Below are 14,998 nucleotides of genomic sequence, written 5' to 3' on the forward strand. Positions count from 1 at the left end.
TAGTCAAAAAACTAAAACCGTGGAACAATGAAAGCGTCAGTAAATTAATCAATAGCCTTTGACCGCAAGGTTACTATAATTATCAAAAGCTTGGAGAGCAATAATGGCCGTTCAAGGTGTCGTGTCAGTCATAGAAGGAACCGTTAAAGCCATCAGTGCCGATGGAACGGAACGCATTTTGAAAAGCGGCGATCTCGTATTGCCGGAAGAAAGGATACAAACCGACGCGAATAGTTCTATCGGCATCTCTTTTGATGACGGATCTTTCATTACACTAGGCCATAACGCAAATGAACTGATCAGCGAATTATTAGAATCCGGCAATGACTTACTCGAAACCTCCCAAGCTTTAGCAGACTCGGAAGAAGATCTTCTAAGCGAACTTGAAGATAGAAGAGACGCTATCCAACAAGAAGTTGACGAAATCCAACAAGCATTATTGGAAGGCGCAGATCCAAGCGTTGACTTAGAAGCTCCTGCAGCTGGCGCGCCTGGCACCGGAGACGTTACGGTATCGGAAGGAAGCAACGAAGGCAGTAGCACCGTCATCATTGAATACGAAGGCGATCAAGTCGACCCTGATGCTGGATACAGCACTATTGGCCCAAGTCAAGAATTTACCGAAGATAATGAAAGCTTCGATCCTCTTTTAGCGGAAGAAGGTGATACGGACACAGACACGGATACTGATACCGACACAGATACTGATACCGACACCGATACGGATACGGATACGGATACGGACACGGACACGGACACGGACACGGATTCCGACACCGATACTGACACTGATACGGATACCGACACGGATACCGATACCGATACCGACTCAGATACGGATACGGACACTGATACGGATACGGATACGGATACGGATACCGACACCGACACGGATACCGATACCGACACCGACACGGATACCGATACCGATACCGATACCGATACAGACACGGACACGGACACGGACACCGATACCGATACGGATTCCGATACAGATACCGATACAGATACCGATACCGATACCGATACCGATACCGATACCGACACAGACACAGACACGGATACCGATACGGATACGGATACGGATACAGACACGGATACCGACACCGATACGGATACCGATACCGATACGGACTTGGATACCGACACGGATACCGACACGGATACCGACACGGATACCGACACCGATACGGATACAGACACGGACACCGATACAGACACGGATACGGATACGGACTTGGATACCGATACAGACACGGATTCCGACACGGACACCGATACCGACACCGATACGGATACCGACACCGACACCGATACCGATACCGATACCGATACAGATACCGATACAGATACGGACACCGATACCGACACGGATACGGATACTGACACGGACACGGACACCGATACGGATACCGATACCGATACCGACACGGATACTGACACCGATACGGATACCGACACTGATACGGATACCGACACTGATACGGATACCGATACCGATACCGATACCGACTCAGATACGGATACCGATACCGATACCGATACGGATACCGATACAGACACGGATACCGATACCGACACAGATACGGACACCGATACCGACACGGATACCGATACCGATACGGATACGGATACCGATACCGACACAGATACGGATACCGATACCGACACAGATACGGACACAGATACGGACACCGATACAGACACGGATACGGATACCGACACGGACACCGATACAGACACCGATACAGACACCGATACAGACACCGATACAGACACGGATACGGATACGGACTTGGATACCGATACCGATACGGACACAGATACCGATACGGATACGGATACGGATACCGATACCGACTCAGATACCGACACCGATACAGACACGGACACGGACACGGACACGGACACCGATACCGACTCAGATACCGATACAGACACGGATTCCGACACCGATACTGACACCGATACTGACACCGATACTGACACCGATACTGACACTGATACGGATACCGACACGGACACTGATACGGATACCGACACGGATACGGATACGGATACCGACACAGATACGGATACTGATACCGACACCGATACGGACACGGATACGGATACCGATACAGACACGGACACGGACACGGACACCGATACCGATACCGATACCGATACGGATTCCGATACAGATACAGATACCGATACCGATACCGATACCGACACAGACACAGACACGGATACCGATACGGACACAGATACTGACACCGATACGGACTTGGATACCGACACGGATACCGACACCGATACGGATACTGACACGGACACGGACACCGATACGGATACCGATACCGACACGGATACCGACACTGATACGGATACGGATACGGATACGGATACGGATACCGACACCGACACGGATACCGATACCGATACCGACTTAGATACCGATACGGACACCGATACGGATTCCGATACGGATTCCGATACCGATACCGATACTGACACGGATACCGATACCGATACGGACACCGATACCGATACCGACTCAGATACCGATACCGACACGGACACCGATACGGATACCGACACCGACACCGACACCGACACCGATACCGATACCGATACAGACACGGATTCCGATACCGACACAGATACCGACACGGACACGGATACGGATACGGACACCGATACCGACACGGATACGGATACGGATACGGATACGGATACGGATACTGACACGGACACGGATACGGATACGGATACGGATACGGATACGGATACGGATACTGACACGGACACGGACACCGATACGGATACCGATACCGATACCGACTCAGATACGGATACGGATACGGATACCGACACGGATACGGATACGGATACGGATACGGATACGGATACGGATACGGATACGGATACCGACACGGATACTGATACCGATACCGATACCGATACCGATACTGACACGGATACCGATACCGATACGGACACCGATACCGATACCGACTCAGATACCGATACCGACACGGACACCGATACGGATACCGACACCGACACCGATACCGATACCGACACAGATACCGACACGGACACGGACACGGACACGGACACGGACACGGATACGGATACGGATACGGATACGGACACCGATACCGACACGGATACGGATACGGATACGGATACTGACACGGACACGGACACCGATACGGATACCGATACCGATACCGACTCAGATACGGATACGGATACCGATACCGATACCGATACGGATACCGATACAGACACGGATACCGATACCGACACAGATACGGACACCGATACCGACACAGATACGGACACCGATACCGACACGGATACCGACACGGATACCGATACCGATACCGATACCGATACCGATACCGATACCGATACGGATACTGATACCGACACAGATACGGACACCGATACCGACACGGATACCGATACCGATACAGACACGGATACGGATACGGATACAGACACCGATACGGACACGGATACGGATACGGATACCGACACGGATACCGACACGGATACCGATACGGATACAGACACGGACACCGATACGGACACGGATACGGATACGGATACCGATACGGACACCGATACCGATACCGATACGGATACCGACACCGACACAGATACGGACACCGATACGGACTTGGATACCGACACGGACACCGATACCGATACCGATACGGATACGGATACCGATACCGACACGGATACCGATACCGATACCGACACAGATACGGATACCGATACCGATACCGATACCGATACCGACACGGATACCGATACCGATACCGACACAGATACGGATACCGATACGGATACGGATACGGATACCGATACGGATACCGATACGGACACCGACACCGACACCGATACCGACACGGATACCGATACCGACTCAGATACGGATACCGATACCGATACCGATACCGATACCGATACCGACACAGATACGGATACCGATACGGATACGGATACCGATACCGATACCGATACCGACACAGATACGGATACTGACACCGATACGGACACTGATACGGATACCGATACCGATACCGATACCGATACCGACACGGATACCGATACCGATACCGACACGGATACCGATACCGACACAGATACGGATACCGATACGGATACGGATACGGATACGGATACCGATACCGATACCGACACAGATACGGATACTGACACCGATACGGACACTGATACGGATACCGACACGGATACCGATACCGATACCGATACCGATACAGACACGGATTCCGACACCGACACGGATACTGACACCGATACGGACTTGGATACCGACACCGATACCGACACGGACACCGATACGGATACGGATACCGACACGGACACGGACACCGATACAGACACGGATACCGATACTGACACGGATACGGATACGGATACGGACACAGATACCGACACGGATACGGATACGGATACCGATACGGATACCGACACCGACACAGATACGGACACCGATACGGACTTGGATACCGACACGGACACCGATACCGATACCGATACCGATACCGATACGGATACGGATACCGATACCGACACGGATACCGATACCGACACAGATACGGATACCGATACCGATACCGATACCGATACCGATACCGACACGGATACCGATACCGACACAGATACGGATACCGATACGGATACGGATACCGATACCGATACCGATACCGATACCGATACCGATACGGATACCGATACGGACACCGATACCGATACCGACACCGACACCGATACCGACACGGATACCGATACCGACACGGATACCGATACCGACACAGATACGGATACCGATACGGATACGGATACCGATACCGATACCGATACCGACACAGATACGGATACTGACACCGATACGGACACTGATACGGATACCGATACCGATACCGACACGGATACCGATACCGATACCGACACGGATACCGACACGGATACCGATACCGATACGGATACCGATACCGATACCGATACCGATACCGATACAGACACGGATTCCGACACCGACACGGATACTGACACCGATACGGACTTGGATACCGATACAGACACGGACACGGACACGGATACCGACACGGATACCGACACGGATACCGATACCGATACCGATACCGATACCGATACAGACACGGATTCCGACACCGACACGGATACTGACACCGATACGGACTTGGATACCGATACAGACACGGACACGGACACGGATACCGATACCGATACCGATACCGATACCGATACCGATACCGATACCGATACAGACACGGATTCCGACACCGACACGGATACTGACACCGATACGGACTTGGATACCGATACCGACACGGATACGGATACGGATACGGATACGGATACGGATACCGACACGGACACGGACACGGACACCGATACAGACACGGATACCGATACTGACACGGATACTGACACGGATACGGATACGGATACGGACACAGATACCGACACGGATACGGATACCGATACGGACACCGATACCGATACGGATACCGACACCGACACCGACACCGACACAGATACGGACACCGATACGGACTTGGATACCGACACGGACACCGATACCGATACCGATACCGATACGGATACGGATACGGATACCGATACGGATACGGATACGGACACGGATACCGATACCGATACAGACACGGATACCGATACCGATACTGACACGGATACGGATACGGATACGGATACCGATACGGACACCGATACCGATACGGATACCGACACGGATACCGATACGGACACCGATACCGACACGGACACCGATACCGACACGGATACCGATACCGACTCAGATACCGATACCGACACGGATACGGATACCGACTCAGATACGGATACGGATACGGATACGGATACCGATACCGACACGGATACCGATACCGATACGGATTCCGATACAGACACGGACGATGACTGCGAATTGCCTCACGCAATTTCGTATATTGCCTACAAACTAGATACTGGAAAAACTAGTGGGATAAGAAAAGTCGAGTTTCCAAGTAGCCCTGAATTTAGCAATGTTGCTATCGCCGTATCATTGGCCGAATTTATTGAAAATAATACGGAATGGGGCGAAGTAACTGATATCATCATCAAAGCCGGACCGGGGCATTACGACCAAACAGGACAATCGACTACTACCGATGGTTGGACGACTAATCCTGGAGGCCAAGTTATTGGGCGTACTTTCTCGCTTCAACACTTTATCGATCTAGGTTTCGATGCCGATCCGGATAACAGTTGCATTACAGATGGAGAGACTCAAGAGTATGCGGCTGTAAGTATGATGAATGAAACGATTACTACTTATGAAGTTAGCGATAACGAAGTAATACAGGTTGAGGAAACCACTTTTGATGAAGAGTTTTCGGGCGAAGAAATTGATCCCACTGCAGAAGACGAGGATTCGACCGAAGAAAAAGAGGAGTCCACCGATGATGAAGATGTGACTGAGGATGAACAATCTGATGAGGTCGATCAAGATTTGTCTGACGGTGAAGACACCACTGACAATGAAGAACCGGATAATTCCGATCATACCCCGGATGACCACGAGCCAGATCAGGATGAAGAAAGCAAAATGCCTGAAGAAGGCTCTACTGCTGATGAAACCGACGAGTCCGCCAAAACTCAAAATGTCATTAACAACGAAGAACCTGATAATGGTGATGAAGAGGATTCCGATCAGGATAACAATGGCAACAGGCAAGGCAACAATGGTCACGGCAACGGCGATCAAGATGCTCCTGGCAATTCCGGAGACAACAATAATGCTGAAAACAGCGACAACTCCGGCCAAGGCAACAGCGGCGGCAATAGGCAAGGCAACAACGGTCATGGTAACGGCGACCAAGATGCCCCGGGCAATTCCGAAGACAACAATAATGCAGAAAACAGCGATAACTTCGATCAAGGCAACAACAGCGGCAAGACTTTAAGTCTCGAAGACCTGTTGGATGATGGAGACGATTTGTTCATGAGCGATAACGACCCTAGAACTTCTAGCGCCGATATGGACGACCCGCTTAATCCTTTTGAAAACGGCTTCGATTTACCCGATAGCCTAGAACCGGATCCGGAATAATTAATGACCTTGTAAGCTCATATTCCGTAGTCGATCATTCTGAAAAGTTAATGGTCGCCTGCGGAGTCCATGCGATTATTGACTAGCACCATTCAATTGGAATATTGCGAATTATCTCGCAGATAATCCGGCCACGCCTTGATAGGTTCTCTAGTTGTAAACCAATTCGTTACTTCATACATGGGAGATTAAATGATAATCCAGCATCGGTTCTACAAATGTACGGCATTGATCGCGTTGTTAATCTTCATGGCATTCATTCCTGCCAAAGCTGCGTTGATATCCGATTTTACCGGTCCGTATAGCCCGGCTAATTGGACGACAACCACTGGCAGTAATGGCTACATTGCTTTCAACGACTTCAGTTCTGTGACATTAACATCATCCGATCAAGGAATTTCAGGAAATCAAGATCAGATCAATGTCGACCTCACTATCATGGCGGCCGCTTCCGGTTTTGTCTCATTCTATTGGTCCTATAAAACACTCGATATCGATAAAGACCCCATATGGGATCCATTCGGCTATTTGCACAACGATGTCTTTTTCCTGCTCACTGACGACCAAGGCGATCTTATACAAACGGGCCAAACCCGCTTCTTCGTCAATGCAGGCGATATTTTCGGATTTCGACAAAAAACCAAAGACGATCAATTCGGCGCTGGAGTTACAACAATCAGTCAATTCAGCGTGCAGGTGCCTGAACCTCATATTTCGGTTCTATTGAGCCTGGGGTTAGCCTGCTTTCTTTTAACTTATTCGCGTCGGCTAAAAAGAAGTTGACAGGCTACATCATCGACTTTCATCGCTTCGATAAACTCCAGAGAAAAGCCCAATAAAATACACGCGATAAACCATCCCAAACTAATGAGCCGCTCCGAGCGGCTCATTCCTGCTTTGTGGACCGACAGACTCTAAGTCTGTCCAAAAAAACAATCAAACCACCCTTCGATGCACAAAACTCACTCATGGCAGATCAAAACCGAGCATTTCATAGCAAAACGGACTTTTCGGCGGAACATCGGTTATTGAAGGACATCCGTCAGGCATTAATTTCCGGAGAGAGCGCTTTTTCAACGACTGACCTTGACTTGCCATTCGATCCGGTTATTTCGCAGATTTACATTTCGCTGTTTCAACGAGGTTTGAAACCGATACGCTGGGGGGCTAGAAGAGCAACGATCGAAGCTACATTGCAACGTATCGTTGAAAAACTCAAAACCAACCCTGCTCTTTCCGACTTTGCCGTTCAAGACGCCAATCAATGCCGGATTTTGTTTGAGATGGTGACCGAAGAGCGCCCGTGCCCACTGAAATCGTTAACCGGGTCGACGTTTTGCGACAGCCGTTTCGAGCCGGGCATTACCGGCATCAAATACGAATATAAAGGCGTATTACGCTACTTTATGCCGACCGACGCCGTCGTGCATAGCATCATGTCCGTTTCGCAACTGCTGCGCTTCCTCGCGAAAAAAACCGGCATCGCGAAACAATCCAACCGGTTTTCAGTTCGCGAAAAACTGATGCGAAGCGAACCGATATCTTCTAGCCTGATCAAAAGTATTGCGTTCATCAGCTATACCGATCGAGAAATCTTACCGCTCTATCGCGGTTATCCGATTAGCAAAGTTCGATTCGACAAAGAAACCTTGCTTGAAAGTACATTGAAAAGCATCGATTGGCTCGTCGCCAACATGTACGATGACGGCAGTTTTTTGTATTTTTACGACGCTTATCAAGATACGAAAGTAGACTTCGACCACCCCAAAATGGCCGATCCTTTGTATAACAACATATTGCGTCATTGCGGCGGAACTATCTCGCTGTTGCGCGGTTATGAATTGACCGGACGCAACGATTATCTCGAAGCCGCTGGCCATTCGATGCAATATCTGTTTTCGACACTCAGAGAACACGAGTGGCAAGGACGCTACGCCTGCTATCCGTTCGACAATAAAAAATCGAAACTCGGCGGCGCGGGCGTTGCACTAGTCGCGCTGATGCATTATTACCGGCATACCGGCGATGAAGCCTATCGACTCACTATCGACGGTCTCGTTCGACATATTCTGTCTCGAATCGCCGACGACGGCGAAATGATCGGTTATTACATTCACCCGTTATTCAATCAAGGCCAGCCAATCATCGACCCGCCCGATGATATCAAAAGACAATTATTCTCTTTTTATTATCCGGGCGAAGCCTTATTGGGACTGGCTCTATACTACCAGTGGATCGATCGGATCGATGACGATTTAAAAAAAGAAGTCGCCGAAAAAAGCGAAAAAGCGCTGGATTTTTTAGTGGACATCCGGCCCGTAAAATACAAGGAATTGTTTTTGGAGTTACCCGCCGATGCTTGGCTAATGCAAGCGATCGAGGAATGGGTTAAGGTCGAAGGATTTCGCAAAAATAGCTATATCGACTTTGTGTTTAATGATGCGGATGCCATGATCGAACATAGTTATACAGATGAGAACTCGCCCTATTTAGATTATGCTGGAGGCTTCTATTATTACTATGGCGACCATGTTTATCACGACGGTTCGCGTTGCGAGGGCTTAATTGCCGCATATTATCTGTCGACCTATCTGGGGGAACAGAAGCGTGCAGACAAAATAATGGCGGCAATGATCGCGTCCGCCAAGGGCCTTATGTATACCCGACATACAGCGGAATCGACATATGCGCATTTATATCCGGAAAAAAGCATAAACAGCTTTCGTTTTAAACTAACTCGTCAATGGGTTAGGGTCGACTCGGTACAGCATACAGCTTGTTTTTATTCAAGGTTATACTTCGTGATGTAAGGTCGAATTTCCGACTTAGAGAGCAAATACGACCAAAGTGCTTTTCTGTTGGGTCACATTATTGGCGCAAATATCCTGTAGCCCTCTAACAGGCACTTCGGAGCAGAATTTGATTTGCAAAGAAAATAATGAAGTATTTTCAGTAGTTCTGGAGGCGTGTGTTAATGGCAAGCAAACTACATATCGGCGGCACGAAAAGAAAAGCGGGATGGGAGATATTCAATATTGTAAAAACCGACCATGTCGACCATGTGGGTAATGCCAATGATTTATCTCGTTTTGCGGATAACACATTTTCTGCAATCTATGCTTCCCATATTTTGGAACATTTCAGCTATATTAGCGATCTACAGGAAGTTTTAAAAGAGTGGTTTAGAGTTTTACTTCCCGGTGGAAAAATTTATCTTAGTGTCCCGGATCTAGATACATTGGCCACCCTGCTGGTCGATAAAAGCCTAAGTTTTAAAGATCGGTTTTATGTGATGAGAATGCTCTACGGAGGGCAAACGAATGCATACGATTTTCATATGGTAGGCCTTAACGAAGATTTTTTAAGGTTTTATTTAACAAAGGCCGGGTTTAAAAGTATTACGAGAGTCGAAAGATTCGGCATTTTCAACGATACGAGCAATAAGCAGTTTTTAAACCGGCCGATTAGCTTGAATATGACAGCCCTTAAATAACAGCAATTCCCAGTTTGAGCGTAAGTATTCAGTCCCCCTCTTTGAAAAAGAGGGGCTAGGGGAGATTTTTTAAATAAATCCCCCTTTTTCAAAGGGAGATGCCAACAATACGCCTGGATTGCGGTAATTTGCCAACGGGGTCTGAATACTTACGTTTAAGCAGTTTCGCCGATTTTAGGGTGTAGGGTATGCCTGTCGAGGAACGCCGTAAACCCATCCATGGGGGCTTGGCGGCAGCTCCCTGCTGCCGACATCCTCGCCAAGCATACCCCACACCCTTTTTGATCTCCAAATTGGGAATTGCTGCCTTAAATAAACTGTAATCGTTTAGCCAATTTATAATGCCGATTTGTCTTGAATATCGGCTAGTCACCTGCGCCCCTACTAAATGGCACCATAAAAAAATTAGGGGACTAAACAAGGCAATCAGGTAGGAAACAATAATGTCGGATTCATTTAAAAATGTGTTTGCGCAGGGAGTTGCTGCATTTGAGCAAGGTAACTATGACGAAGCCGCTGCTTTTTTAAAACAAGCAAAGAGCATGAACACGGATGACTCGCGTGTTTTTCGCGTGCTAGGCAATTGCTTGCGTCTGCTTGGCAAGGTCGATGAAGCTATTTCAGTATATCGAGAAGGATTGCAAATCAAATACGATTTAAATACGCATCAACGTTTAATCAATACCTTAAATTACAGTGACGAGCCTCCTTCGTTAGTTGCCCTAGAGCATAAAAAATGGGCCGAAGCATATACAAATCACTACGTTTTAAAATATAAACTTTCGCTTAAGCCACGCAGTAAACATTTAAAAATTAGAATCGGCTATGTGTCTCCGGATTTTAATGCTCATCCGGTGGCTTATTTTTTGTTGCCTATTATTCAAAATCACAATAAGGACATTTTTGAAATATTCTGTTATGCCAATATTAATCAAGAAGATGGTGTGACTCATCAATTTAAACTGGCCGCCGATCGATGGATCGATATTCGACACATGTCTACAGTACAGTTGTTCGATCAAATTCAACAGGACGCTATCGATATTTTAATCGACGTGGCAGGCCTGACCAGCGGTAATCGGTTAGATGTATTTGCTTTACGGGCAGCCCCCGTCCAAGTGACTTATTTAGGGTATCCCGGCACAACAGGTTTAAAAACAATGGATTATCGCCTTGTTGACTCGATCAGCGACCCTCAAAACGTCTCAGACGAGTGGCATTCAGAAAAACTGTATCGCTTGCCAGATTGTTTTTTATGCTTTCGTCTGCCCCCTGAAAATTTGAAAATAAATGATGCGCCGTGTCAATCAAATAGTTTTGTGACCTTCGGTACGTTCAATAAAATTTCAAAAATCACAGATAGAACGATTGCTTTATGGGTACAAATCTTACAGGCCGTTCCTGATTCCAAATTTGTGCTGAAGGGGAGAGGTTTTGAAAAGAAAGTTGAACAGAATCGTATCAAGAAACGTTTTGCCTCTGCCGGTTTAGAACAGATAGACAGACTAGTATTGTACGGATTCTCGCCAAAAAGATCAGAGCACTTATTGCTGTATAACGAACTGGATATTGCACTTGATACTTTTCCTTACAACGGCACCACAACAACGATGCAGGCTATTTTTATGGGTGTGCCGGTCATTGCTTTAGACGGTAAATCACATGTCGCAAGAGTCTCGCAATCCATATTAAGCGCAATAGGCGCAAATGAATTAGTCGCAATGGATGAAGAAGACTATTTCTTAAAGGCGGTACATTTGGCGAACGATAAAGAACGCATCGCGCATTATAAAAAAGAGCTACGTTCGATGCTTGAAGATTCACCGATTAGGAATGAAATGAATTTTATTGCAAACCTGGAAGAAGCTTACAGAAGAATGCTTCGAGAAAAACAACTAAGGATTTGGTAAAAAATTACTTCCCTGTTTTTAAAATGTAGGGACAATAATAGGCAATCGAACACGGGCCGACGAGAGCCTGTTGTCACATTTCCCGTTTATCCCTCATCGTCTAGCATTTGCAATCAGCCTCAGAACCGAAATGTACATCCACACTAAGGTCACTAGCATGCCCAGTCCCAAGTACCAGCGCATCCACGAAGGTTGAGCGCGTTGTATAGCATTGTCTATACGACGAAAATCGACTAGTAAATTTAACGATGCGGTCACGACGATAAAGCCAAACCAAAGCATCCCGCCCACACCGGCACCATGCAAAAAAGGCAAGGGCACACCGGCAAGCAATGCGGTAAATCCCACCAAATAAACCAGCGCGATAGTAGCCGTCGCGGCGTAAATCAGCACAAAAAGTTTTCGCGTTACTTTAATCACACCGGTCGCATACAACGCATACATTACCAAAGCGATGCTGAATGTCACAACCAAAGACTGTACGGCAATGCCAGGAAAGCGTTGTTCAAGTGAAAGCGCCAATCCGCTCATGAACACCCCGCCCGCTAAGGCATATAACGGCGCGGTTACAGACGCCCAGTGCCGATAAAAAGCGGTCAGTAATACCAAACTAAAGCCGAAAACGCCGCCGCCGAAGCCGATATTACGAACGATGTTCGCGACTACTTTGTCATTGCTCGCAATGCTCGGATAAAAATAAGCCGCCATCGCCAGTGCAGCCAATAAACTGAGCGTAAATAAAAGCCCCAGAGAAAACATCTGTTGCCGAAGAGAAAGCCTGAAAACCGGTTGCTCAGTTGGGGAAGAAATGGGTTTAAAGCTTCGAGGTAAATTCAATAATGGGCTACCCAGTCCCAAAGTTCTCGGTAATGCCATAAGTCGCGTACCTTGTCATAATCAAATCAGCATTTTAGCCATAGATTTGATAAAGTCTCAATAACACATGCGACAACTATGTTGACATTTACCGGTACATAACAGGCAAGTAATATATCCCCACAGGTGTGGGGATCGCTTGGTCTTTGTTTCTGTCTTGATGCTGAAATTGCGGTTCATCCCCACGGGCGTGGGGAACTCCAGACGTGCAGCTATAGAAGCAGAGGCGCGGAACGGTTCATCCCCACGGGCGTGGGGAACGCATAACATTACCTGATTAGCAAGATGCTTCAGCTTGCCGAAGCCAATAATCCGAGCGGGGTCCAGTCGTAGCCGCAGCCACGATAAGGCGCGTAGTAATGGTATCGAGTCGGAAGCGCCGGTTAAAGCGGTACGCGAACGCACCTAAGTAACGGGTGCCGTATTTTGCGAAATCGAAAGCATGGTAGGCGCCACCTAGACTGGTTTTGAGATTGCCCAGTACCGTATTGATCCAACAGAACTCAGGCAGGTCTTTGGGTTTCCGACCACCGGCGACGGTTACCTGGTGTTGACAATCGGCATCGGTCACGCCGGCAAAACAGGCCAAGCCGTCGGACCGCACGACACAACCGGGGCTGAGATCGCCTTGTGCCCAATTGGCAATGGCTTTACGGGTAAAACCCGGAATCGGCGCCATTTTGATAAACCTCGGCTGTCCCTCGGGGCTGAGCGAGAGCGCCGCGACAAAGGGCACCTTATTCTCAGAGCCGCGCCCGGCCTTACCGCCAGCCAATTCGCCACCGAGATAGGCATCGTCCACCTGAACTTCGCCGTCCAAGGTGTACCGGGCATCCCGTTCGACCATCGCTTGCATCAGTTTCTGTTGGATCAGCCAAGCGGTAGGGTAACTGACGCCCAACTGCCGTTTCAAAGCCAGGGCGGACAAACCGGTCTTGGCCTGGCTGATCAAGTAGATCGCCAGAAACCAGGTCGTCAGTTTAAGGTGGGTACTCTGGAATAAAGTGCCCGCAATCAGCGATGTCTGTAATCGGCAGGACCGGCATTGGAAGGTTTTGCGTCCGCCTGATTTAAGCACATAGTGTTCGGCATGACCGCAGTCGGGGCAGCGAAAGCCTTGGGACCAGCGGGACTGTTCTAAACTGTCTTCACATTGCGCTTCGGTGCCGAATTGCGCTAAAAAAGCAGGCAGTGACAGGCCTGCTTGAAACTGGATTTTATTCATGGCCATGAGCTGGACTCCTTGCTAATTAAGTGGCCAGTATGCGCCTTCTAGCCAAGAATATTCTGGTTTTTGGGCTTTAGCTGAAGCATCTTGCTAATCAGGTAATGCGTTATACTCAGAAAACGGCTAACTTTCTGAAGGTATGGGGTGTGGCTAGCGAGGATGTTGGCAGCAGGGCAGATTTTTGCTCCTCGGCAATTGCACCTGCATTGCCCTACCTCCTGCATCCTTGCAGTCGTCGGCAACTGCTCCTGCGTTGCCCTGCATCCTTGTAGTCGTCGGCAATTGCTGAGTTACATGGATGTAATGAATGCAGAAAATGCAGGAGCATTTTT

Annotated in this window: 7 protein-coding genes; 5 read left to right on the plus strand and 2 right to left on the minus strand. The window is 48.4% G+C overall.

Annotated features, from left to right (window positions below; translation table 11 throughout):
- Window positions 1–103 precede the first annotated feature (103 nt).
- The 5 genes from EQU24_RS22610 (at window position 104) to EQU24_RS20190 (ending at window position 12,562) form a co-directional block, all read left to right on the plus strand.
- Window positions 104–7,159, plus strand: coding sequence for a hypothetical protein (locus tag EQU24_RS22610; protein ID WP_175421711.1), 7,056 nt, complete (start codon window positions 104–106; stop codon window positions 7,157–7,159).
- Between the two features lie 192 nt (window positions 7,160–7,351).
- Complete coding sequence (locus EQU24_RS20175) at window positions 7,352–7,942, plus strand: hypothetical protein (RefSeq protein ID WP_017841833.1); 591 nt, start codon at window positions 7,352–7,354, stop codon at window positions 7,940–7,942.
- 185 nt (window positions 7,943–8,127) lie between these two features.
- Window positions 8,128–9,969 (plus strand): glycoside hydrolase family protein, encoded by a 1,842-nt coding sequence (locus EQU24_RS20180; protein WP_017841832.1) that lies wholly within the window; start codon window positions 8,128–8,130, stop codon window positions 9,967–9,969.
- A 164-nt stretch (window positions 9,970–10,133) separates the two neighbouring features.
- Window positions 10,134–10,652, plus strand: a complete 519-nt coding sequence (locus EQU24_RS20185; RefSeq protein WP_014150113.1) for a class I SAM-dependent methyltransferase — start codon at window positions 10,134–10,136, stop codon at window positions 10,650–10,652.
- 443 nt (window positions 10,653–11,095) lie between these two features.
- Window positions 11,096–12,562, plus strand: a complete 1,467-nt coding sequence (locus EQU24_RS20190) for an O-linked N-acetylglucosamine transferase, SPINDLY family protein (RefSeq protein WP_017841831.1) — start codon at window positions 11,096–11,098, stop codon at window positions 12,560–12,562.
- Between the two features lie 93 nt (window positions 12,563–12,655).
- Here EQU24_RS20190 and EQU24_RS20195 read toward each other — a convergent pair whose 3' ends face one another.
- Together EQU24_RS20195 and EQU24_RS20200 are read right to left on the minus strand one after the other, a co-directional pair.
- Window positions 12,656–13,438, minus strand: a complete 783-nt coding sequence (locus EQU24_RS20195) for a Bax inhibitor-1/YccA family protein (protein WP_014150115.1) — start codon at window positions 13,436–13,438, stop codon at window positions 12,656–12,658.
- A gap of 277 nt (window positions 13,439–13,715) precedes the next feature.
- Complete coding sequence (locus EQU24_RS20200) at window positions 13,716–14,669, minus strand: IS1595 family transposase (RefSeq protein ID WP_017841829.1); 954 nt, start codon at window positions 14,667–14,669, stop codon at window positions 13,716–13,718.
- Window positions 14,670–14,998 lie beyond the last annotated feature (329 nt).

The sequence above is a fragment of the Methylotuvimicrobium buryatense genome (genome assembly GCF_005931095.1).
Classification (GTDB): domain Bacteria; phylum Pseudomonadota; class Gammaproteobacteria; order Methylococcales; family Methylomonadaceae; genus Methylotuvimicrobium; species Methylotuvimicrobium buryatense.